Origin of the sequence: Streptomyces sp. CBMA156 (assembly GCF_014596515.1) — a bacterium.
In the GTDB taxonomy this organism is placed as follows: Bacteria; Actinomycetota; Actinomycetes; order Streptomycetales; family Streptomycetaceae; genus Kitasatospora.
In genome coordinates this window covers 1-21298 of record NZ_MSJQ01000351.1, presented here as the reverse complement: position 1 = coordinate 21298, position 21298 = coordinate 1, and the positions used below count along the sequence as shown (strand labels likewise).

Annotated in this window: 21 protein-coding genes; 14 read left to right on the top strand and 7 right to left on the bottom strand. The window is 73.9% G+C overall.

Going from position 1 to position 21298, the window contains the following annotated elements; genetic code table 11:
• The first annotated feature begins 2 nt into the window (after positions 1-2).
• Positions 3-809 carry a S16 family serine protease gene (locus tag BU198_RS30505; protein ID WP_188300085.1) on the top strand — a complete coding sequence of 269 codons (807 nt, stop codon included), beginning with the start codon at positions 3-5 and terminating at the stop codon, positions 807-809.
• Between the two features lie 94 nt (positions 810-903).
• Here BU198_RS30505 and BU198_RS30500 read toward each other — a convergent pair whose 3' ends face one another.
• Entirely contained in the window at positions 904-1674 is a 771-nt protein-coding gene (locus BU198_RS30500; RefSeq protein ID WP_188300084.1) for an IclR family transcriptional regulator, read from the bottom strand.
• 155 nt (positions 1675-1829) lie between these two features.
• Positions 1830-2387 carry an Lrp/AsnC family transcriptional regulator gene (locus BU198_RS30495; RefSeq protein WP_223245165.1) on the bottom strand — a complete coding sequence of 186 codons (558 nt, stop codon included), beginning with the start codon at positions 2385-2387 and terminating at the stop codon, positions 1830-1832.
• Positions 2388-2590: 203 nt separating this feature from the next.
• On the opposite strand from BU198_RS30495, the gene BU198_RS30490 reads away from it, so the two are divergent.
• Complete coding sequence (locus BU198_RS30490) at positions 2591-3133, top strand: VOC family protein (RefSeq protein ID WP_188300083.1); 543 nt, start codon at positions 2591-2593, stop codon at positions 3131-3133.
• Between the two features lie 73 nt (positions 3134-3206).
• Here BU198_RS30490 and BU198_RS30485 read toward each other — a convergent pair whose 3' ends face one another.
• Positions 3207-3767, bottom strand: coding sequence for a hypothetical protein (locus tag BU198_RS30485; RefSeq protein WP_188300082.1), 561 nt, complete (start codon positions 3765-3767; stop codon positions 3207-3209).
• Between the two features lie 134 nt (positions 3768-3901).
• On the opposite strand from BU198_RS30485, the gene BU198_RS30480 reads away from it, so the two are divergent.
• From BU198_RS30480 to BU198_RS30465, 4 genes are all read left to right on the top strand, one after another.
• The gene (locus BU198_RS30480; protein ID WP_188300081.1) at positions 3902-4606 is read left to right on the top strand and encodes a response regulator transcription factor; all 705 of its coding nucleotides are present in this window, start codon (positions 3902-3904) and stop codon (positions 4604-4606) included.
• Positions 4603-6141: a sensor histidine kinase gene (locus tag BU198_RS30475; protein WP_188300080.1), complete on the top strand. Its 1539-nt coding sequence runs from the start codon at positions 4603-4605 to the stop codon at positions 6139-6141. Before BU198_RS30480 ends, BU198_RS30475 begins: the two co-directional genes overlap by 4 nt.
• A 331-nt stretch (positions 6142-6472) precedes the next feature.
• Positions 6473-8065 carry a cellulose binding domain-containing protein gene (locus BU198_RS30470; protein WP_188298730.1) on the top strand — a complete coding sequence of 531 codons (1593 nt, stop codon included), beginning with the start codon at positions 6473-6475 and terminating at the stop codon, positions 8063-8065.
• A 203-nt stretch (positions 8066-8268) separates the two neighbouring features.
• Complete coding sequence (locus BU198_RS30465) at positions 8269-9669, top strand: glycosyltransferase 87 family protein (protein WP_188298731.1); 1401 nt, start codon at positions 8269-8271, stop codon at positions 9667-9669.
• A gap of 131 nt (positions 9670-9800) precedes the next feature.
• Here the strand turns inward: BU198_RS30465 and BU198_RS30460 are convergent, their stop codons facing one another.
• Positions 9801-10217 (bottom strand): SsgA family sporulation/cell division regulator, encoded by a 417-nt coding sequence (locus BU198_RS30460; protein ID WP_188298732.1) that lies wholly within the window; start codon positions 10215-10217, stop codon positions 9801-9803.
• A 405-nt stretch (positions 10218-10622) separates the two neighbouring features.
• Between BU198_RS30460 and BU198_RS43515 the strand changes: the two genes are divergently transcribed.
• Positions 10623-12344 carry an RDD family protein gene (locus BU198_RS43515; RefSeq protein WP_188298733.1) on the top strand — a complete coding sequence of 574 codons (1722 nt, stop codon included), beginning with the start codon at positions 10623-10625 and terminating at the stop codon, positions 12342-12344.
• Between the two features lie 72 nt (positions 12345-12416).
• Complete coding sequence (locus BU198_RS30450; protein ID WP_188298734.1) at positions 12417-13160, top strand: RDD family protein; 744 nt, start codon at positions 12417-12419, stop codon at positions 13158-13160.
• 36 nt (positions 13161-13196) lie between these two features.
• On the opposite strand, the gene BU198_RS30445 is transcribed toward BU198_RS30450, so the two are convergent.
• Complete coding sequence (locus tag BU198_RS30445; protein WP_188298735.1) at positions 13197-13493, bottom strand: hypothetical protein; 297 nt, start codon at positions 13491-13493, stop codon at positions 13197-13199.
• Positions 13494-13717: 224 nt separating this feature from the next.
• Between BU198_RS30445 and BU198_RS30440 the strand changes: the two genes are divergently transcribed.
• The 4 genes from BU198_RS30440 to mycP all read left to right on the top strand — a co-directional run bounded on the left by BU198_RS30440 (position 13718) and on the right by mycP (position 17824).
• The gene (locus BU198_RS30440; RefSeq protein WP_188298736.1) at positions 13718-14416 is read left to right on the top strand and encodes an endonuclease V; all 699 of its coding nucleotides are present in this window, start codon (positions 13718-13720) and stop codon (positions 14414-14416) included.
• A gap of 98 nt (positions 14417-14514) precedes the next feature.
• Positions 14515-14976 carry a hypothetical protein gene (locus tag BU198_RS30435; RefSeq protein WP_188298737.1) on the top strand — a complete coding sequence of 154 codons (462 nt, stop codon included), beginning with the start codon at positions 14515-14517 and terminating at the stop codon, positions 14974-14976.
• Positions 14977-15023: 47 nt separating this feature from the next.
• Positions 15024-16460, top strand: coding sequence for a hypothetical protein (locus BU198_RS30430; protein ID WP_188298738.1), 1437 nt, complete (start codon positions 15024-15026; stop codon positions 16458-16460).
• A 200-nt stretch (positions 16461-16660) separates the two neighbouring features.
• Complete coding sequence (mycP, locus tag BU198_RS30425; protein WP_188298739.1) at positions 16661-17824, top strand: type VII secretion-associated serine protease mycosin; 1164 nt, start codon at positions 16661-16663, stop codon at positions 17822-17824.
• Here mycP and BU198_RS30420 read toward each other — a convergent pair.
• Complete coding sequence (locus tag BU198_RS30420; RefSeq protein WP_188298740.1) at positions 17818-18393, bottom strand: GNAT family N-acetyltransferase; 576 nt, start codon at positions 18391-18393, stop codon at positions 17818-17820. The genes mycP and BU198_RS30420 overlap by 7 nt on opposite strands.
• A gap of 197 nt (positions 18394-18590) precedes the next feature.
• Here BU198_RS30420 and BU198_RS30415 point away from each other — a divergent pair, with 197 nt between their 5' ends.
• On the top strand, positions 18591-19184 hold the full coding sequence (locus BU198_RS30415; RefSeq protein ID WP_188298741.1) for a DinB family protein: 594 nt from the start codon (positions 18591-18593) through the stop codon (positions 19182-19184).
• 105 nt (positions 19185-19289) lie between these two features.
• Here the strand turns inward: BU198_RS30415 and BU198_RS30410 are convergent, their stop codons facing one another.
• On the bottom strand, positions 19290-19730 hold the full coding sequence (locus tag BU198_RS30410; RefSeq protein WP_188298742.1) for a hypothetical protein: 441 nt from the start codon (positions 19728-19730) through the stop codon (positions 19290-19292).
• Between the two features lie 292 nt (positions 19731-20022).
• Between BU198_RS30410 and BU198_RS30405 the strand changes: the two genes are divergently transcribed.
• Entirely contained in the window at positions 20023-21147 is a 1125-nt protein-coding gene (locus BU198_RS30405; RefSeq protein WP_188298743.1) for a cation diffusion facilitator family transporter, read from the top strand.
• The last annotated feature ends 151 nt before the right edge of the window (positions 21148-21298 follow it).

The following is a 21298-nucleotide window of genomic DNA, read 5'->3' as shown; positions in this document are numbered from 1 at the left end:
TTGTGTCCGACACCAAGCTCCCCAAGGCCCTCACCTCCCCGCGGACCCGCACGCTCACGCTGTGCGGCGCGCTGGTCGCCGCCCTGTTCGGCGTGGCCGCCTTCGTTCCGCTGCCGTACACGATCACCTGGCCGGGCCTGACCGCGGACACCCTGGGCTCGTACCAGGACAAGCCGGTGCTCACCATCACCGGGGCGCCGCTGCGCACCACGCAGGGCGAGCTGCGGATGGTCACCATCACGGCGACCAGCCCGGGGCAGAAGAACACCTTCTGGCGCTCGATGCGGGCGTGGTTCGACCCGAAGGAGGCCGTGCGCCCGACCGAGACGGTCTACCCGGAGACCAATCCGGTGAAGGCGGACGAGGCGACCGCCCAGCAGATGGCCGAGTCGCAGGACGCCGCCACCGCGGCCGCCCTGAACTTCCTCCACCTGTCGCCGGACCAGGTCAAGGTCAAGGTCGACCTGGGGGAGGTCGGGGGTCCGAGCGCCGGCCAGATGCTGGCGCTGGGCATCGTCGACAAGCTGGCCGGCGACGGCAAGGGCGGCGACCTCACCGGCGGGCTCACCATCGCCGGCACCGGCACCATCGACAAGGACGGCACCGTCGGCCCGGTCGGCGGCGTCCCGCTGAAGACGCAGGCGGCCGCCCGGGACGGCGCGACGGTGTTCCTGCTGCCCAAGGACGAGTGCGCGGACGCCCGGGTGAACACGCCGAAGTCGCTGCGGCTGGTGCCGGTCGGCACCCTGGGCGAGTCGGTCGCGGCCCTGGAGGCGCTCAGGAGCGGCGGCAGCGTCCCCTCCTGCTGACCGGGCTCCCCCCGCCCCCTCCGCACGGGGGCAGCCCGACCCGGTGCGGTCGGATTCCGGCCGGTCGGGTCCCGGCCCTCGGATCCCGGCCCGGTCAGATCCCGAAGGCCACCGCGGCGAAGTCGTCGCCGAGCCGGGTGCGCAGCTGGGCCGCGATCCCGGCCAGCCGGTGGGCCTGGGCCATCGGCAGGGAGACCGAGACCGCGCCGATGCCGCTGCCCGCGACGATCGGCACCGCCGCACCCGCGGTGCCGAGCACGTACTCCTGGAACTGGGTGACCGGGACGGCCCGCCGCGGGCCCTGGCGGGTCAGCAGCGGCAGGTGCGCCGGGTCCCGCAGGGTGTAGGGGGTGAACGGCACCATCGGGTAGCGGGCCAGGTGGTTCCGGCGCTCCTCGGCGGTCATCAGGGCCAGCAGGGTCTTGCCGGCCGCGTGGGCGTGCGCGCCGGACCGCCAGTGGCGCCGGTCGGTCAGCGGCGCGCCGGGGGCCTCGGCGGCTTCGATCAGTTCCACCTCGCCGTGCCGGTACCAGGTGAAGTAGACGGCGGCGGACAGCTCGTCGGCGAGCGTGCCCAGCAGTGCCTTGAGCCGGGCCCGGCCGGCCGAAGGGCCGTCGTTCCCGAGCAGCCCGGCGACCGCGGGGCCGGTGCGGTAGAGGCCGCTGCGGCGTTCCAGGTAGCGGTCGTGCACCAGGGTGCGCAGCAGGTGGTAGGCGGTGCCCAGGGCCAGGCCGGTGTCCCGGGCGAGCTGCTTGGCGGTGGCGCCCTTGGGGTACTGGGCGGCCGCCTCCAGCAGGCGCAGGGCGCGCTGGGCGGATGCGATGAGGGTGGGGGCGGTACCGTCGGCCGCGACGGTGTGGGTCATGCGGGGGCCGATCCTGGGGAGGGCGCGGCTGCCGTGGGTATCGGTGGCCCCGACGGTGGCGCGAAGGATTGTAGAACGTTCATACATAAATCTTGCGGCAACCGCCGCCGCCTCGCGTCTGTGCCAAATCGGCGCGTGGCGTCGTCCGGACCCTCCTACTCGGCGGCGGCCTGGTCCACCAGCGGCAGGATCCGGTACGGCACCGGGTTCTCCAGCACGATCGCGGTGGACGAGCGGACGATCCCGTCGAAGCCGAGCACCCGGTCGATCACCCGCTGAAGGTCGGCGTTGGACCGGGCCACGATCCGCACCAGCATGTCCCCGATCCCGGTGATGGTGTGCAGCTCCAGCACCTCGGGCACGCTCGCCAGGTGCGCCCGCACGTCCGCGCCCTGGCCCTGGGAGATCTCCAGGGTGGCGAAGGCCGTCACCGGGTAGCCGATCGCCGCCGGGTCCACCTCGGGGCCGAAGCCGCCGATCACGCCCTTGGCCTGGAGCCGGTCCAGCCGGGCCTGCACGGTGCCCCGGGCCACCTGGAGCCGGCGCGAGCACTCCAGCACCCCGATCCGGGGCTCCTCGGCGAGCAGCCGGATCAGCCGGCCGTCCAGGGTGTCGATGGTGTCGTTGGTGCTGCCCGGCAAGGTGGTGGAAGCACCGTGCGCGACGGGGGCGTCGGGTGAGCCGGCGGAGCTCGGGGCGTGGGCGGGGGGCATCGCGGCACCGTCCTGTGGTGGGCATTCTGTACAGCGGCGCGGCCGATTCTCCCGTTCCGGGGCACAGCTTGACCAGGAGGAAACGGAACAGTTGCGCGCGGGTCGGCCCGGCGCCACCCTCCAGCCACACCCCCGTGCGCAGGGCCCCACCCGCGGTTCCGGGGGCGGCCACGATGGTCCGTACGCCTACCGGGAGGGCAGTCATGACCGACACCGCCGCCGAAGCCGTCCTGCTCGGGGCCGGCCTCGTACCGGACCCGGCGGAGGCGGGGCCGCTGCCGCTGGGCCGCGCCGACGCGGTGGTCTTCGCGGTCGCCGACGCCGAGCGGGCGGCCCGCCGCTACTGCGCCGCGCTCGGGCTGTGCTGTACCGCGTACGCGGGGCCGGAGACGGGCGACCGGGAGACGCGCTCGTACGTGCTCGCCGCGCCGGGCACGCGGATCGTGCTCACCTCCCCGGTGCGGACCACGGGACCGCGCGGCCGGGAGCTGGCCGCGTACCTGGACCGGTACGGGGACGGGGTGCTGGACCTCTCGGTGAGCGTGCCCGACGTCTACTACGCCTACGACTACGCGGTGGACCGGGGCGCGCTGTCGCTGGCCGAGCCGTACGAGGCGCGGGACGACTACGGCGCGGTGGTGCTGGCCACCATCGGGGTGCCGGGCGGGACCAGGCACACGCTGGTGGACCGGGCGGGGTACGTGGGGCCGTACCTGCCGGGATACCGGCCGCGCGAGGGGTTCTGACGGGGGGTTCCGCCGATGGGTTCCGGCGAAAAAGGTTCTGACGGGGTGCCGGGTGGGCGGGGCGCCCGTCCCGCTAGCGGACCACCGTCTGCACCATCGGCGCGTGACCGTTCCAGGAGGCGATGACGGAGTTGGCCTCGTCGCCCCGGGTGAAGTCGACCCGCAGCCACTGGCCGTCGGTCCACACCTGCATCTGCCAGCCCGGGTCGGGGGTGGCCGAGACCAGGGTGGCCCGGTCCGGCTTCAGGTCCAGCGCGACCTTGCCGCCCGGGATCGGGTAGCTCTTCACCGTCGACGTCGCGGTGGCGGTGGGGCTGGGCCTGCGGGTGGGCGTCGCGGCGGTGGGGCCGGGGGCCGGGCCGTGCGGGGCGGTGGCGGCGGTGGTGGTCGCGGTGGCGGTGGTCGGGGAGGCCGCCGGGGAAGGGGTGGTGGACTGTGTGGCGGAGCGCGGCTGCTCGGTGGCGGGAGGCGCGGGGTGCGGCGTGCCGTCGGCCTTCGCGGAGGGCAGCGGCAGGGCCGTGGGCTGCTCGAACGCGGCGCCGGTCAGCACCGTGTGCACACCGAGCCAGGACAGGGCCACCGCCGCCCCGGTGGCCGCCGCCCAGGCGCCGAGCTGTACCAGTCCGTTCCGCATCGTCCGCACATCCTGCCGTATTTCCATACGGATGGAGACCGGCACCCCCGGTATTCGGCAGGGCAGTTGCACAATGTCCGGACCCACCCCCGAGGTACAGACCATTACCCGGTGATGGCGTACCGTGCAGGCCCATGGCAACAGTGCTCGTGGTCGAGGACGACCCCTTCGTACGTTCCGCCCTCATCCGCCACCTGACCGACACGGGTCACGCGGTCCGCAGCGTGGGCACGGCCCTGGAGGCGCTGCGGGAGGTCGCCCAGGTCGGCTGTGACCTGGTGATCCTCGACCTGGGCCTGCCGGACCTGGACGGCAGCGAGGCGCTCAAGATGATCCGGGGCCTGACCAACGTGCCGGTGATCATCTCCACTGCCAGGGACGACGAGGCCGAGATCATCCGGCTGCTCAACGACGGTGCCGACGACTACCTGGTGAAACCTTTCTCCGGGGAGCACCTCAGCGCCCGGATGACCGCCGTGCTGCGCCGGTTCGGCGGCGGCGCCGCGCCCGTCGCCCAAGTGCTCCGGGTCGGCGGGCTGGCCATCGACCTCCAGCGGCGCGAGGCCGCACTGGACGGACGGCCGCTCGACCTGACCCGCCGTGAGTTCGACCTGCTGGCCTTCCTGGCCGCCAGGCCCGGTGTGGTGGTGCCCCGCAAGGAGATCCTCGCCGAGGTCTGGCAGCAGACCTACGGCGGGGACCAGACCATCGACGTCCACCTCTCCTGGCTGCGCCGCAAGCTCGGCGAGACCGCCTCCAACCCCCGCTACCTGCACACCGTCCGGGGTGTCGGGGTCCGGCTGGAGGCGGCCGGGGGTCCGGCGGAGCACCGGACATGAGGCGCTTCGGGCGCTCGCTGCGCTGGGCCCTGATCAAGGCCGCCGTGGCCGGGACCACCATGGTCGCGCTGGCCTTCCTCATCCCGCTCGGGATGATGGTCCAACAGACCGCGCGGGACCGGGCGTTCACCGCCGCCGAGCGGCAGGCGGCGGCGCTCGGGCCCGCCCTGGCGATCACCACCGACCAGGACGCGATCAACCGGGCCCTGGCCAGCACGGACGCCGGCGGTCAGGGGCGGATGGCGGTCCACCTGCCGGCGGCCGGGCAGCCCGCCGGGCCGGGTGGCGGGGACGGTGGTGCGGGGACGGGCAGCTCCGGCACCACCGCCGCCGGGGCCGGGGCCGGTGCCGGAGTGCGTGCCGGGACGAGTGCCGCCGGACCGGCCGTCGGCGAGCCCGGGGGCCCGACGCTCGGGGAGGCCCGTGCCGTCGCGGCCGACGTGGCCACCGCCGGCGGGCAGGGCCGCTCCTTCACCGTGCAGGTGGCCGGCGGGTACGCCCTGCTCCAGCCGGTCGCGGTGGACACCGGACGGACCGCGGTGGTCGAGGTGTTCGTGGCCGAGAGCGACCTCACCCGGGGCGTCGCCACGGCCTGGCAGGTGCTCTCCGCCGTGGCGCTCGGCCTGGTCGCCATCTCGGTCCTGGTCGCCGACCGGATGGGCAGCCGGATCGTCGCCTCCGCCAGGAAACTCGCCGCCGCCGCCCGCTCGCTCGGCGCCGGGAACCTCTCGGTGCGGGTCCCGGTGGAGGGAAAACAGGTCGAGGGCAGCCCCGAGGAACTGCGTGAGGCCGGCCACGCGTTCAACACCATGGCCGACCGGGTGGTCCAACTCCTCGCCGCGGAACGGGAACTGGCCGCCGACCTGTCACACCGGCTGCGCACCCCGCTGACCGTGCTGCGGCTCAACGCCGCCTCGCTCGGCGAGGGCGACGCGGCCGACGCCACCCGGCACGCGGTCGCCCAACTGGAGCGCGAGGTCGACCAGATCATCCGCTCGGCCCGCCGCGCCCCCGAGGACGCGCCCGCCGTCGCGGTCGGCTGCGACGCCGCCGAGGTGATCAGGGAACGGGTCGCCTTCTGGTCGGCACTGGCCGAGGACGAGGGGCGCCGCTGGCAACTGGCCGGCGCCGAACGGGCGGCGCCGGTGCCCGTCCAGCGCGGCGACCTGGCGGCCGCCGTCGACGCGCTGCTCGGCAACGTCTTCCGGCACACCACCATCGGCACCGCCTTCTCGGTGGACGTGCTGGCCACCGACTGCTCGGTGATCGTGCTGGTCGGCGACGCCGGCCCGGGCTACAGCGACCCGGCCGCCGCCCTGAAGCGCGGCGAGGGGCACGGTGGCGAGGGCTCCACCGGCCTCGGCCTGGACATCGTCCGCAAGCTCGCCGAGTCCACCGGCGGCGACCTCGCGCTCGGCCGCTCGGCGGTGCTCGGCGGCGCCGAGACCCGGCTGCGGTTGCTCACCGGGCCGCAGGCGGCGGAGCCCGCGCGCACCGGACGGCGGCGGAGCCGGGGCGCGCTCTTCCAGAAGTGACGGTGCCTCCGGTTCCGTTCCGGCGTCCGACCGGTCCGGCCCCGAGGCCCGGTGCCGGCCTGGGACCGTTCTGGTGCCGGCCTGGCGTCGGCTTGGGACCGGCCTGGGACCGGCCTGGGACCGGCCGCTCCGCGGCGGTGGGCCGGGGAGGTTCCTTAACAGCGGCCTAAGGGAGTTCTACCCCTCGCTCAGCCCGTCGGTTCCGCCCCCGGACCGCCGCTAGCGTCGGTCGCGCCGGTCACCCGACCGTGCCGGGCCGGCCGCCCGGAGGTCCCTGCGCAGCCGCGCCCGGACGGTGGCCGACCGTAGGCATCCGCGGAGGAAACGCGCCATGACGACCCAGCCCACCCGCCGCTCCGGCCACCGCAGGCGCGGCCGCCGGGGCGCGATCATCGGGGCCACCGCGGTCGCCGCCGCCCTGGTCGCCGGCGGGACGATCGTCCTCGCCTCCTCGGCCAGCGCCGCCTCGCTCGGTGCCGTCTACAGCCGCACCAGCTCCTGGGACTCCGGCTACACCGGCCAGTACCTGGTCACCAACCCGGACAGCAGCGCGATCGAGGACTGGACGCTCAGCTTCGACCTGCCGGCCGGGGCGAAGATCGACTCGCTCTGGAACGCCACCCTCACCGTCGACGGGCAGCACGTCACGGTCAGGCCGGAGGCCTGGAACAAGCGGCTGGAGCCCGGCAAGAGCGTGGTCGTCGGCTTCGTCGCCCAGGGCGCGGGCGGGGCCCAGGCCGAGCCGTCCGGCTGCCTGATCAACAACGTCTCCTGCAAGGCGGGAGACGGCACCGCGCCCACCCCCTCGGGCCGTCCGACCACCACCCCCTCGCCCACGGCGAGCGCGACGGCCACCGCCGCGCCGACCACCACCGCGGTCCCCACCGTCACCCCGACCGCCACCCCGACCGTCACCGCGACGGTGAAGCCGACCACCCCGGCGCCGACCCCCACCCCGACCGTCACCCCCACGGCGACCGGTGTGCCCGTTCCCCCGGTCGGCGCCGGGGCCGGTTTCGCCCCGTACGTGGACACCTCGCTCTACCCGCCGTACGACCTGGTCGCCACCGCCAAGGCGAGCGGGGTGAAGAACTTCAACCTCGCCTTCGTGGTGTCCGGCGGCGGCTGCACGCCCAAGTGGGGCGGTGTCAGCGAGCTGTCCGCCGACGCGGTGGCCGCCCAGATCGGCGCGCTGCGGGCGGCCGGCGGCGAGGTCCGGGCCTCCTTCGGCGGGGCCAACGGCAGCGAGCTCGCCCTGGCCTGCGGCTCGACCGCCGAGCTGACCGCCGTGTACCAGAAGGTCGTGGACGCCTACGGCCTCACCAGGCTGGACTTCGACGTCGAGGGCGGGGCGATCGCCAACGCCGCCGCCAACACCCGGCGCGCCCAGGCCATCGCCCAGCTCCAGAAGACCGCCGCCGCCAAGGGCAAGGCCCTGGACGTCTCCTTCACCCTGCCCGCGCTGCCCTCCGGCCTGACCCAGGAGGGCGTCGACCTGGTCGCCGGCGCCAAGGCCAACGGGGTCGCGATCGGCGCCGTCAACATCATGGCGATGGACTTCGGCGACGGCGTCGCCCCCAACCCGCAGGGCCAGATGGGCAAGTACGCGATCGCCGCGGCGACCGCCACCCAGGCCCAGGTCAAGAGCGTGCTCGGGCTGGACGACGCGGCCGCCTGGCGGAAGGTCGCGGTCACCCCGATGATCGGCGTCAACGACGTCGCCAGCGAGGTCTTCACGGTGGCCGACGCCAAGCAGCTGGCCGACTTCGCGGCGGCCAGGCACCTGGCCTGGCTGTCCATGTGGTCGGGCACCCGGGACAAGGCCTGCGAGGGCGGCGCCAAGGCCGTTGCCGACGCCACGTGCAGCAGCGTCGTCCAGCAGCCGCTGGACTTCACCCGGGCCCTGGGGGCGTACAAGGGCTGAGGCCCGTCCTCCCCGTCCTCCGCGTTCTGCCCGATCGCCCGGTTCACGCCGCTGTCCCCGGTCCTGGCCGGCCGTACTCCGCCCGCAGCGGAGTACGGCCGGTCAGGGCCGCTTTGTCACGCTGCGTAGGCGAACGTGTCCGGTCCCGCCCGGACCGCATCCGGTATCGTCGCTGGTTGGCCCAGCCCTGGACGGAGTGGACAGTGACAGCGGTGCAAGACGAGCGCAGCCCGGTGCGGACCGCACCCGACCCCTCGCCCGCCCCCCTGTCGGACCGGCTGCGCCGGGCCGTCGGCGCTCCCGTCCGGGCTCTGCGCGAGGCCCCCCGCCGCCCGCTGCTGGCCGCCTCCGCCGTGGCGCTGGTGTCGCTGCTGGTGTACGCGGTGGTCCGGCACTTCGTCCACACCTCGATGGTGGACATGATCGTCTACCGGGCCGAGGGCGCCGCCGTGGCCGACGGCACCGACCTGTACGCGCTGCGCGTCACCGAGTGGAACCTGCCCGCGACCTACCCGCCGTTCGCGGCGATGCTGTTCGTCCCGACCACCTGGTTCCCGGTCCCGTTCCTCAGGGTGGCGATCACTCTCGGCAACGTCGGGCTGCTCGCCCTGCTGACCCACCTGTCGTTCAAGCTGGCCGGCTGGCCGCGCCGCGAGCTGCGGCCGATCGGCGTGATCCTGGTGACCGGCCTCGGGGTCTGGCTCGAACCGGTCTTCACCACGCTCCGCTACGGCCAGATCAACCTCGCGCTGGCCTGCCTGATCCTCTGGGACCTCACCCGCCCGGACGGGCGGCGGAGCAAGGGCGTGGCGATCGGCATCGCCGCCGGCATCAAGCTCACCCCCGGCCTGTTCGCGGTCTACCTGCTGATCACCGGCAGGATCAGGGCCGCCTTCGTGGCGGGCTTCACCTTCCTCGGCACCTTCCTGCTCGGCGCCCTGGTGCTGCCCGACGCCACCCGGGGCTTCTGGACCGAGTACCTCTACGACTCCTCCAGGGTCGGCAAGACCTGGATCGTCGACAACCAGTCGCTGCGCGGCGCCTTCGCCCGCCTGCTGCACACCGCCGACCCCGGCACGATCGCCACCCTCGGGGCCGGACTGGTCGCGCTGGCCGGCCTCGCGGTCTCCGCCTGGGCCGCGCGCAGCGGCCGCTGGCTGCCCCGGGCCGAGGCCTGGGGCGTCTGCTGCGCGGCCGTCACCGCCGTGCTGATCTCGCCGATCAGCTGGACCCACCACTGGGTCTGGTGCGTGCCGATGCTGGTCCTGCTCGCCGCCGAGGCCTCCGTCGAGCACGCCCGCCCGGCCGGCGTGCGCCGGCTGCGCTGGCGGGCCGTCTTCTGGGCCACGCTGGTCGCCTTCCTGTCCTTCGCGATGTGGGCCGCGAAGCCGGTCGGCCAGGCAGTCCTCGACATGTCACCGTGGCGCCAGCTGCCGACCTCGGTCTATCCGTGGGTCGGACTCTGCTTCCTGCTCGCCGCCGCCGTCCGGATAAGGGCCCGACGGCGTTCGGCCGGCGCACCGCTGGTCCGGCTGCCCGGACAGCGCGACGCCGGAGGCCCGGACACCGCCCGCGGTCGTCAGCAAGCCCCCGCGGCCCGCTGAACCGGCGGGGGCGCCGCTCCTGCTTCCCTGGTCCCGCTCCTGCTCCTGCTCCTGTTCGTACCCGCGCTCGTGTTCGCGTTCGGGTCCGGGCAGGTGCTGCCGTACGTGCCGGTGCACGCTGCGGCGCACGCCTAGGCGAGCAGCTCGGCGAGCGAGCCGTCCATGTCCAGCGCGGCCAGCTCGCTGCCCGGCGGGACCAGCCGGTGCGCCCGCTCCAGCCAGGCCGCGACGACCGGCAGCGGGGCCTCCAGCAGCGCGTCCCCGGCGGGCGAGCTCAGGGCCAGACAGAGCACGCTGCGCCGGCCCGAGCGGGTCGGCCAGATCCGCACGTCGCCCTGGCCGCACGGGCGGAAGGTGCCCTCGACCAGCAGCTCGCGGGCGAACACCCAGGTCACCGGGGACCCGGTGTCCAGGTGGAAGGTCATGTACACCGCGTACGGGTCGTGGCTGCCGTAGGACAGCCGGGCCGGCACGGGGACGCTGTGCTCCGGCGAGAGCACCAGGTTGAGCTCCAGCTCGTGCTCGACCACGCTGACGGGACGCTCCATGATCGTCTTCCTCTCTGTCTTCGGGCGGCGCCCGGTTCCGGGCCCCTGTGACCTTTGAGAGGGCGGTCCGCACCGGCTCTTACACACGTTTCCGGGATTTCTTCGGGAAGTTTGGTGAGGGGTGGTGAACGGCGGACGGTACGGCGCGCGAGCACTTGCCGTGCGCCGGGTTCCCTACCTTGAGCGACCCTTCACTGTCCGGGGAATCACGAACTTCCCGTCCTGGCTCCGGTGAGGTACTACCCTTTGTGACTGTCCGGCGACTGTCCGCCCATCGGTGGCGCCCCCGCACGCGCCGAGCGCCGGGCGCGCGCCGGGCCGTGCGCGCGGATCGACTCGTCTGCCGTGGCGGGCTCGACCGGCCCGCACTGCCCTCGTCGGGACCTGCCAGGAGAGAAGACCCCCATGACGGACCGTCCCTTCGCCGACGCCGGCGACCCGGCCGTCGCGCCCGAGCCCGGCTACTACCCCGACCCCTCCATCCCCGGTTTCGTCCGGTACTGGGGCGGCTCGGCCTGGGTGCCGGGCACCACCCGGCTCGCGCCCGCCGAGGGTGAGGTGCTGGAAGCGCCCCGGTACGCGACCAGGCGGCCCGCCCCGGACGGGGGCGCGGCGCGCGTGGTGCCGCCGCCGGTGGTGCCGTCCACGGAGTCGTCGGTGGTGCCACCGGTGGCGCCTTCGGTGGTGGCTCCGGTGCTGCCTCCGGGCGGGGTGGACACGGTGTCGCGGCCGGTGCAGGGGCAGGGGCCGGAGGCGGGGCAGGGCCTGGCTCCGGCTCTGGGGCCTCCGGGCCTGGGGCCCGCGGCGGGGATGCAGGCGATGGTGGTGGCGGGGATGCCGGCGGGCGGCGGTGACACCGGGCCGGTGTACTTCGACCAGACCTCGGGCGGGGCGTCCTTCGTGCTCGGGTCGCGGGTGGCGGAGGTGATCGGCGGGCCGGTGTTCCGGACGGTCGACGCGCAGGGGGCTCCGTCGGCGGCGTCTTCGGGCTTCTCCGGCATCGGGCTGCCCGGGTCCTCGGGCGAGCCGGTGGTCGTCGGCGCGATGCCGGGGACGGCCCCGGGCGCGGGTGCGGTCCCGGTCCCGACTCCCTCTTCGGTTCCGGCGGCCTCTTCGGTTTCGGCCCCCGCCCCGGCTGCCGCGGAGCCCGGATGGCACGGAGAGCCGGGGTGGCACGGGGAGTCCGGCTGGCAGGCCGATCCGCGGGTGCAGCGGGGTCTGGTGGAGACGGGCGATGCGCCGCGCTGGGTCTCCTGGGGGGTGCTTCCGGAGGCGCTTGACGCGGATCAAGGGCGTGCGGAGCCTGAGCGTGCTTCGGCTGCCGTGGAGCCGGTGGCCACCGGTGCGCCCGCCGTGGCGGTGGCGATGGCGATGGCGGTCCGGGAGGCGCCGGTGCCGGCCGTCCTGGCCTCGGGACCGGTGCCGGTGCTCGGCGGGGAGGTGGCTCCGGTCGCGGTCGCCCCGGTGGCCTCGACGCCCGCGGTCGCCACGGCCGGCTCCGCCCCGGTCGCCCCGCTGCCCACCGTGCGGACGGTCCGGGAGACCGCCGTCCAGCCCCGCCCGTCCGGTGCCGCCCCCGCCCCCTCTTCCCGGAGTTCCCGGGCCTCCCGGGCCGCCAAGGGCTCCCGGGCGGCCGCGCCGGCCGGCCTCGGCCGTCGCCTGGCGGCGCGGGCGGTGGACACCGCCGTGCTGCTGGTGGTCGCCGTCGCCGCCGGGATCCCGCTCGGCCGCTCGGTGACCGACCACCTCCAGCGGAAGCTCGACCAGGCCCGGATGGCCAGCGCCCTCACCCGGCGTCAGATCCAGGTCTGGCTGGTCGACGACGTGGTGCTCGGCAAGATCGCCGTGCTGATCGGCATCCTGCTGTTCGTCAGCCTGCTCTACGAGGTGCTGCCGATCGCCCGCACCGGCCAGACCTTCGGCAAGCGGCTGGCCCGGATCCGCGTGGTGGACGCCGCCGCCCCGGCGGCCAGGGCCAGGCTGAGCCTCGGCCGCTCGCTGCTCCGCTGGGCCGTGCGGCAACTGGGCGTGGTGCTGCTGCTCGGCCTGGTCTGGCCGGTGTTCGACCGTACGGCGCGGCGAGGCTGGCAGGACCGCGCGGCCCGTACCCGGGTGGTGCGCGGCTGAGGGCCGCAGGCCTCGTGCAAAACGGACAAAATGTCCCAAGCATTGAGAATGTGTGATGTTCTACTCGGGAGCATGAGCACCCACGACCCCTCAGGCCCCCAGCCGGAGGGGGGCGGCAAGCCCTCCTTCGACAAGCAGCCCCCGCAGCCCGGCGGCGGCACGCCGGAAGGCGAGCCGTCCGGCCCGACCCCGTCCAACGGTCCGTCCGGCGGTCCCGGCGCCTATGAGGGCACCTACGGCGGAAGCCCGTACGGCGCTCCGACCCCCGGTCAGGACCCGTACGGTCAGACTCCCTACGGCCAGCCCCCGTCCGACCAGGCCCCGCCCGGCTACGGCACCGGCTACGGCCCCGGCGCGTACGGCACTCCCGGCGCCGGCCCCGTCCCCGGCATGCCGCCGATCGGCACTTGGCCCAAGCGGATCCTCGCCCGGCTGATCGACTACCTCCTGATGCAGCTCATCGCTGTGATCATCGTGGGGCCCTTCAGCGACCTCGGCACGCGCAACGGCTCCACCGAGGCGTTCTGGCTCGGCTGCGCCATCTACCTCGTCTACGAGGCCCTGATGCTCAGCCGGGACGGCCAGACGCTCGGCAAGAAGGCGATGAAGATCCGCGTCGCCATGCTCGTCGACGGGAACAAGCCCACCCAGTCCGCCGCCTGGACCCGCGCCGCCGTCTTCATCCTCCCGGCCGTGCTCTGCTGCGCCGCACTCTGGTGGGTCGTCGACGGCCTCTTCGGCGTCTTCGACAAGCCGTACCGGCAGTGCCTGCACGACAAGGCCGCGAAGACCGTGGTGGTCACCACGGAGGTCTGAGCGGCGGAGCGGGACGCACCTGCGCCCGGCGGCGCCTCAGCGCTGCCGGGCGTACGCGTGCCCGGCAGCGGCCGGGGCGGGGCGGGGCGCCTCGGCCGGATCCGCGGGGCTCGTCACCGGAGCCGGAGCCGGAGCCGGAGCCGGAGCCGGGGCCTCGGACCGGGCGGCGGACATCGCGAGCACCGTCACCACGGTGCCGAGCGCCAGCGCGAACCCCACCAGCACCGCGACCGCCAGGAGGCCGGAGGCGCCCGAGACGGCGAGCAGTGCCACCGTGGCGGCGACGACGGTGAACGAGCCGAGGCAGACCTGGGCGACGGAGGGGCGCGGCATGGCGGGGGGTCCTTCGCACGTCGGGGGAAACGGGCGGGAGTGGTGCCGGTTCCAGTGGTCCTGCCCGGCGGGGGAGCCGGGTACGTCCAGGCTAGCCGCCGGGGGCGGGGGCACAGGGGGCGCACGGGCTCATCCCGGGGTCGTCCGCCCCGGTCGGTACGGTGACCCGGAACCTGTCGACACCGCGCACCACCACGCACCCACACGTACCGGGGGAACCGACCGTGCCCATCCCCGCCGACTGGCCCACCACCGAGGCCGAGGCGCTCGCCGAACAGGAGCGGCTGCGCCCGCTCGTCCAGGCCCACGACGACGAGGCCGCCGGCCCGTTGATCGCCGGTGTGGACGTCGCGTACGACGACGACCGCGACCTCGTCGCCGCCGCGGCCGTCCTGCTCGACCGGGACACCCTGGACGTCGTGGAACAGGCCACCGCCGTCGGCCGGATCGCCTTCCCGTACGTCCCCGGACTGCTCGCCTTCCGCGAACTGCCCGCCGTCCTCGACGCGTTGGCCGCCCTCACCCGCACCCCCGACACCGTCGTCTGCGACGGCTACGGCCTCGCCCACCCCCGCCGCCTCGGACTCGCCAGCCACCTCGGCGTCCTCACCGGACTGCGCACCCTCGGCGTCGCCAAGACCCCCTTCACCTTCGACCACCACCAGCCCGACGCCCCGCGCGGCTCCTGGACCCCGCTCACCGACCCCGCCACCGGCGAGGAGGTCGGCCGCGCCGTCCGCACCAGGCCCGGCGTGAAACCCGTCTTCGTCTCCGTCGGCCACCGGACCGGCCTCGACACCGCCGTCCGCACCACCCTCGGCCTCGCCCGCCACTACCGCCTCCCCGAGACCACCCGGCACGCCGACGCGCTCTGCCGACGCGCCCTCGCCGAAGCCCAGCGGACCGGGACGACCGCGAACTGACCATGCCCGGGGCGGGATTCGGGACCGGTGTGTTAGACATGAGACACCGGGGCCCGGCCCCGGCCGCCAGGGACGGACGCACGGGGGAGGCGCCGAAAATGGGATCAGGACCAGGACCAGGGACCACAGGTACCGGTTCGACCGGCGGAGCCGGGCAGGGCTACCGCGTCGAAGTCGAGCAACTGCGCACCTTCGCAGGCCAAGTACGGCTGCTGCTCGCCGACTTCCAGAAGCACGCCGACGGCACCGACACCCACGGCCGCAGCGGCATCGGCAAGAGCGCCTTCGGGACCTTCGCCGAAGCCACCGAGATCCACGGCCGCTACGGCACCATGCGGGACGCGCTGCGCGACGTCCTCAACCAGCTCCAGGAAGCCGTGAACGAGGCCCAGCGGAAGGCCGACCTCACCGCCACCAACTACGAGGAGCAGGACCGGCACACCGTCGCCAAGCTCAAGCCCGGCGACGACGGCTGGTCCGTCGCCCAGCCCTCCGCGAGCAGCCAGGCCGCGGCCCGGAAGAACCTCACCCCGTCCAACCGCGGCAACACCACCGTCTAGCCGCCGCTCGCCGCCCGCCGCCCGGACCGAACGGAGGCCGACCGCCCGTGGTCTACACCGACTTCACCAAGTACAGCCACGCCCAGCTCCGCACGATGGCCCAGGCCCTCGACCCCGGCGCGGTGATGGCCGCCGGCGACCCCTGGCGCAGGGCCGCCGACACCCTCAAGCAGATCCGCCTGACCCTCACCAAGGCCAGCACCGAGGCCGCCACCTCCTGGGAAGGCACCACCAGCGACGCCTTCCACACCCGCATGCTCACCCTGGCCGCCAGCATCAACAACGCCGCCGCCTACGCCAACGACGCGGCCAACATCCTCCACCAGACCTCCGAAGCCATGGCCAAGGCCAAGCGCGACATGCCGGAGGAACCCGGCAACTGGGACAAGGTCAAGGACACCGTCGGCGACGCCCTCTTCGGCGACGACGACGAACACATCCCGGTCACCGACCGCAAGAAGGCCGAAGCGGCCGCCATCATGCAAACCCTCGCCATGCACTACCGCGTCGCCACCCCGGCCCTGAAGGCTCCGTCGCCGTACAGTTCAGGGGGGAAAGAAAACTCGCACGAGGTGGCAGCACAGGGCGATCCGAGTTCCGCAGCGGCGATGGCCGCCGCGATGATGTCGGGTACCTCTCTTGGGGCCGGGGGAACGTCGGTGCGGGCGGTACCCGCCCCCGCAACGCAGCGGCCGAAGTCCTCCCAGCCACCGGTGGCTGCGGGCTCCGTACCCAGGAATTCAGCTGTCCCGGTCGACTCCGGGATCAAGGGAGGTTCGGCGCAGGCCTCGGCGAAGCCGTTGACCACACCGGGCGGTGTTTCAGGTTCGGGCATTACCGGTACGCCGGTTCCTGGTCCGAGCGGTAGCGTTCCGACACCCCCTACCTCGGGGACCCAGACTTCCGGCCTGAACAGTGCACCGGCCGCAGGGCCCGCGAACGGATCGCCCCCCGGCGGGGGCGGGCAGAGCATTGTCAGTCCTGCGGGGCCGACCGCGCAGAATGCGCCGGGCGTGCCTGGATTCGGCCAGAGCAGGACCGGAACCGGCGGCAAGGGGTTCCCCGGCGCCGAGACGCCAGGGGGCGGTTCGAGTCCACTCGGGGGCCGAGCCGGCAACACCGGTGGTGGCGGTCAAGTCCACCCGGGTGTCGGGGGCGTGGGGCGCGGGGCGTCCGGAGCCAGACAGACGAGTGGGCTTCCGGCTCGGCCTGGTGGTGCTGTCCGTGAGACCACGCTGCCTGGCGAGGGTGCGCGCGGCAAGCAGGCATTCACCGAGGGCGGGTCGGGGCTGGGGGCGCGAAACCGGTTCAGGGGGGAGTCCAGCGCCGCAAGCGCGAACGGTATGACGCCCGGTGTCCCGTTGGGCGGGGCGCAAGGACGGAAGAAGGACCGGAAGAAGGACGGCAAGCGGCCGGACTACCTCGTAGAAGACGAGGAGACCTGGGCGTCGGACAAGCCGACCAACCCGAACGTGGTGGAATGAGGCCGGCCCGTGGACGGACGGGTGATCTGATCGCGTCCCGCAGGTCGGGGATCTGTGGGACGCCTCGGCGAGTGGGGTGACCGGGTTTGACGAGCCGCTGGTTGGCGCGTGGTACAGCGGCCCTTGCCGCCGGGGCATTGGTCTGGAGTGTTGCCGCACCGGCGGCGTCGGGCGATCAGATCAGGGACCAGCAGTGGGCCTTGAAGACCTTCGAGGTCGAGTCGAAGGTGTGGCCGGTCAGCCAGGGCGAAGGCGTCGTCGTTGCGGTGATCGACAGTGGGGTGAACTCGGATCATCAGGATCTGACCGGGCAGGTCGTTCCTGGGGCTGACTTCTCAGGAACCCAGTCGGATGGCCGTATCGATACTGTCGGCCACGGTACCGGCATGGCGAGCCTCATCGTGGGGCATGGACACGGTTCGCAGGCCGGAGTGATGGGTCTGGCCCCGAAGGCGAAGATTCTGCCGGTGAAGGTGAAGACCACGGACGGTGGCCCCGAACCTCAGGTGAACGATCTTGCCGAGGCGATCCGCTTCGCGGTGGACCACGGTGCGACGGTCGTCAACATGTCCCTGGGAGGGCTCCTCCGGTTCGACACGAAGACGCGCAAGGCCGTTGCGTACGCGGTGTCGAAGGACGCCGTTCTGATCGCCAGTGCGGGCAACAGCGGTTCGGACTTGGGTGTCAACTATCCGGCGGCCTTCCCCGGGGTGGTGGCCGTGGGTGCCGTGGATTCCAAGGGAGTTGTGTGGGGCGGTTCCACACCGGGGCCCGAGACCACACTCATCGCACCTGGCGTGGACATCTATCACGCTTCGGCCAAGTCACCCACGAGCTACGCGGCCGGCGACGGTACCTCCGGCGCCGCCGCCTATGCGTCCGCCACTGCTGCGCTGATTCGGTCGAAATATCCGAGCCTGTCGGCCGGACAGGTGATCAACCGGATGATCAAGTCGGCCACTCCGCCGGCTGATGGGTCCGGGGTGCCCAACAGCCGCTACGGATATGGGGTTCTCTCGCCGGCGAAGGCTCTGGAAGCGAACCCCGCGGTGGACAACGGACCTCGGGAGAACCCGCTGGCGAACCGACCGGAGGCGAAGGGCACGCCTCCTCCCGTCGATGAGGAGACGGACGAGCCCTCCGAGGCGCCCATGGTCCCTGAGGGGGACCACGGCGGCGGCAGCGACGCGATCGGGCCCTGGGTCATCGTGGGGATCGGTGTGGGGCTGCTGGGACTGTTGGTCGGGGTCGTGGTGTTCGTCGTCGTGTTCGTGGTGCGGGGGCGGAGGAGGCGGGCCGCGGCTGCGGGGGCGCATCAGCAGCAGCCGTACCGGCAGCCGCCGTATGGGGGGCCGTATCAGTGAGTGGCGAGCCATTCGTCGCGTAGGGCGGCCATGTGGAGGACGTCCCAGTAGCGGTCGTCCCAGTGGTGGGCCTGGCGGGCGCGGCCTTCGAGGGTGAAGCCGGACTTGCGGTAGGAGTGGGCGGCGCGTTCGTTGTACTCGAAGACTTCGAGGTGGACGCGGTGGAGGCGGATGGTCTCGAAGGCGTGGCGCAGGACCAGGAGGGTGGTCTCGGTGCCGATGCCGCGGCCGGTGCTGTCCGGGGTGAGGGCGATCCGGAAGCCGGCGGAGGAGTTGTCGGGGTCGACGTCGGTGAGGGCGGTCTCGCCGAGGAAGCGGCCGGTGGCGGGGTCCTCGACGGCGAGGTCGAGGCGGTCGGGCTGGTCGGCGCGGGTGGCGCACCACTGGTGGATCCGGTCGCGGGTGAAGGCGGTGCGGGTGCCGGTGAGCCGGTTGGTCGTCTCGTCGGCGCAGAGCTCCCACATCGGTTCGGTGTGCCGTTCGCCGAGGGGGACGAGGCGGACGGTGCGGCCGTCCAGGGTGGGCTTGACGGCGAGGGCGGCGATGTCGGCGAGGGCGTCGGCGGTCATGGCGCCCAGGATGGGTGGTCGGTCTCCGGTTCGTCCACGCGTTTTCGTCCGTACGCACCGATGTGGGGTGAGCGTGGCGGAGGGGGCGCGTATGGGGGGACTGCGCCGGGTGAATGCGCCGGGGGTGGCCGCATTTCGGCGGTCGCTGGCGTCATTGCCGCTGGTGGGGTCGGTGGGGCGGCGGAGATGCTGGGGCCATGAGCACTTCTGAGAGCACGCCGGTGGAGAACGCACCGGTCACCGCCACCACCACCGCCGACGGAATTGTCCCGGACACCAAGGACTGGACCTGGGTGCTGGAACGCCCCTGCCCCGACTGCGGGTTGGACACCCCGAGGGTTGTCCGGGAGGACGTCGCCGGGATGGTCAGGGCCAACGCGGAGGGCTGGCTGGCGGTGCTGGCCGGGGACGGGGAGGGGCTGCGTCGCAGGCCCGCCCCCGGGATCTGGTCGGACCTGGAGTACGCGTGCCACGTCCGGGACGTCTTCCGGCTGTTCGAAGTCCGGCTGAACCTGATGCTGGACCAGGACGGCCCGCTGTTCCCCAACTGGGACCAGGACGAGACGGCCGTCGCCGAGCGCTACGGGGAGCAGGACCCGCAGGTGGTGGCCGGGGAGCTGGCGGAGGCCGCGGAGAAGCTCGCCGCGGCCTTCGAGCGGGTGGCCGGCGAGCAGTGGCGGCGGACCGGGAACCGCAGTGACGGGGCGCGGTTCACGGTCGAGACGTTCTCCCGGTACCTGATCCACGACCCGGTGCACCACCTGTTCGACGTGACGGGCGAGCGGGTCTGAGACGGTCCCGGGGGCGGGCGTCCAGGGACCGGAGGCCCCGGGAACGGGCGTCCAGGGGCCGGCCGTCCCCGGGGAGGCCGTTCCGGCGGCGGGCGGGGCGGGGGGTCACCAGCCGGAGGCCTCGCGCAGCATGGTGCGGCGCAGTCGGCCGGCCACGCTGGCGGCGTCGGTGCCGATGACGTCGGCGATCTCGGGGGCGGCGAGCCCGACGACGTAGTGGAGGACCGCGAGGTCGTCGTCGGCCGGGTGGCGGTCCGGGTCGGCGGTCACCCTGCGGCTGTGTTCGGCGACGGTGCCGCGCAGGATCTCCCAGGCGTGCGCGGTCGGGTTGGAGCTGCCCATCAACTCCCGCCAGTGCACCGCGATTTCCGCGAACGCCTGCTGGACGGCGGTGGCCGCGGAGCTGTGCTCGGTCAGCCACACGCGGGCATAGCTGAGGTACCGGGGGCGGTGGAGTTCGCAGAACGCGGTGAACTCCAGTGGCACCTCCGCCGGCTCGCCGGGCCCCGGGGGCGGCTCGGCGGGACTCTCGTGACGGTTGGTCATCTCGGCTTCTCGGAAAGGGAGATGGGTTTCTGACGGTCGATCATCTGTGCTCACTCTACGGTAGGCCCTCGGTGCGCTGGGTGACCAATCCGATGGAATGCCCGGAACCCGTCGCCGCCAGGCCGGTTCCGGTGGCGACCGGGGGTGGAGTGGCGGCGGGACGGCCGGGCGGGGGCCGGCGGGGTGGTCCTGCACAGTGGCGTGGGAGGCGTAGTTGCGAGCGCGTCGCAGCTGGTCAGAGGGTGTAGGACGGCTATGGCTGCAAGGCGGTTGATGTGCCACCGTAGGGCCTATGGAGGCTGACGTCCACGCCCAGGGCGCGAACCCGCGCCCGCACAACCACCTGCACAACCGCACTCACGATCGCGGTGAAGATCACCACGGACGGGGGCATGGCCATCACCACGATGACGGCATCACCCCCGCCCACGACCAGGCCCACGGTCACACCCACGACCACGACCACGGCCACGCCCACGGTCTGCGCGACCGCCTCACCCATCTCCTGCGCCCGCACTCGCACGACGCCGCCGACCGGGTGGACGCGGCCATGGAGGCCTCCACCGAGGGGCTGCGCACCCTGTGGATCTCGCTGGTGGTGCTCGGCGCCACCGCGCTGGTCCAGGCCGCCATCGTGGCCCTCTCCGGTTCGGTGGCGCTCCTCGGCGACACCGTGCACAACGTCGCCGACGCGCTGACCGCCGCCCCGCTCGGGATCGCCTTCCTGCTCGGCCGCCGGGCCGCCAACCGCCGCTACACGTACGGGTACGGGCGGGCCGAGGACCTGGCGGGGGTGGCGATCGTGCTGGCCGTGGCGGCCTCGGCGGTGTTCACCGGGGTGGCCGCGGTGGACCGGCTGCTGCACCCCCGGCCGGTGGACCACCTGGGGGCGGTGGCGGTCGCCGCCCTGGCCGGCTGCCTGGGCAACGAGTGGGTGGCCCGCTACCGGATCCGCACCGGCCGCCGGATCGGTTCGGCGGCGCTGGTCGCGGACGGCGTGCACGCCAGGACCGACGGGCTGACATCGCTCGCGGTGCTCGTCGGCGCGGCCGGGGCCGGGCTCGGCCTGCCCTGGGCGGACCCGTTGGTCGGCCTGCTGATCACGGCGGCGATCCTGCTGGTGCTGCGCGGCTCGGTGTGCGAGGTGGGCCGCCGGCTGATGGACGGGGTGGATCCGGTCCTGGTGGACACCGCCGAGGGTGCGCTGCGCGAGGTGGACGGCGTGCGCGGGGTGGGCGCGCTGCGGATGCGGTGGATCGGGCACTCGCTGCGCGCCGAGGCGGACGTGGTGGTGGACGGCGCGCTCACCGTGGTGGCGGCGCACCGGGTGGCCGAGGCGGCGGAGCAGGCGTTGATCCGGGCGGTCCCGCGCCTGCTGGCCGCCACCGTGCACATCGACCACGCCCCGGCGGCCTGAACGGGACCGGTCTGCACGGGACCGGCCTGCACGCGGCCGGCCTGGACGGGGCCGGTCCGATCGGGACCGGCCCGAACGGAGCCGGTGGGCGGGACCGGCCGGGGCGGGCGGGCGGACGGGCGGAGCGGCCGCCCGTCAGGAGGTCGTCCGG

Excerpts from the sequence above, each read along its gene's own strand:
- BU198_RS30475 (WP_188300080.1), top strand. The coding sequence starts at position 4,603 with ATGAGGCGCTTCGGGCGCTCGCTGCGCTGGGCCCTGATCAAGGCCGCC.
- BU198_RS30480 (WP_188300081.1), top strand. The coding sequence starts at position 3,902 with ATGGCAACAGTGCTCGTGGTCGAGGACGACCCCTTCGTACGTTCCGCC.
- BU198_RS30415 (WP_188298741.1), top strand. The coding sequence starts at position 18,591 with ATGAGCACTTCTGAGAGCACGCCGGTGGAGAACGCACCGGTCACCGCC.
- BU198_RS30410 (WP_188298742.1), bottom strand. The coding sequence starts at position 19,730 with ATGACCAACCGTCACGAGAGTCCCGCCGAGCCGCCCCCGGGGCCCGGC.
- BU198_RS43515 (WP_188298733.1), top strand. The coding sequence starts at position 10,623 with ATGACGGACCGTCCCTTCGCCGACGCCGGCGACCCGGCCGTCGCGCCC.
- BU198_RS30460 (WP_188298732.1), bottom strand. The coding sequence starts at position 10,217 with ATGGAGCGTCCCGTCAGCGTGGTCGAGCACGAGCTGGAGCTCAACCTG.
- BU198_RS30495 (WP_223245165.1), bottom strand. The coding sequence starts at position 2,387 with ATGCCCCCCGCCCACGCCCCGAGCTCCGCCGGCTCACCCGACGCCCCC.
- BU198_RS30470 (WP_188298730.1), top strand. The coding sequence starts at position 6,473 with ATGACGACCCAGCCCACCCGCCGCTCCGGCCACCGCAGGCGCGGCCGC.
- BU198_RS30445 (WP_188298735.1), bottom strand. The coding sequence starts at position 13,493 with ATGCCGCGCCCCTCCGTCGCCCAGGTCTGCCTCGGCTCGTTCACCGTC.
- BU198_RS30485 (WP_188300082.1), bottom strand. The coding sequence starts at position 3,767 with ATGCGGAACGGACTGGTACAGCTCGGCGCCTGGGCGGCGGCCACCGGG.
- BU198_RS30450 (WP_188298734.1), top strand. The coding sequence starts at position 12,417 with ATGAGCACCCACGACCCCTCAGGCCCCCAGCCGGAGGGGGGCGGCAAG.
- BU198_RS30500 (WP_188300084.1), bottom strand. The coding sequence starts at position 1,674 with ATGACCCACACCGTCGCGGCCGACGGTACCGCCCCCACCCTCATCGCA.
- BU198_RS30405 (WP_188298743.1), top strand. The coding sequence starts at position 20,023 with ATGGAGGCTGACGTCCACGCCCAGGGCGCGAACCCGCGCCCGCACAAC.
- BU198_RS30420 (WP_188298740.1), bottom strand. The coding sequence starts at position 18,393 with ATGACCGCCGACGCCCTCGCCGACATCGCCGCCCTCGCCGTCAAGCCC.
- BU198_RS30435 (WP_188298737.1), top strand. The coding sequence starts at position 14,515 with ATGGGATCAGGACCAGGACCAGGGACCACAGGTACCGGTTCGACCGGC.
- BU198_RS30490 (WP_188300083.1), top strand. The coding sequence starts at position 2,591 with ATGACCGACACCGCCGCCGAAGCCGTCCTGCTCGGGGCCGGCCTCGTA.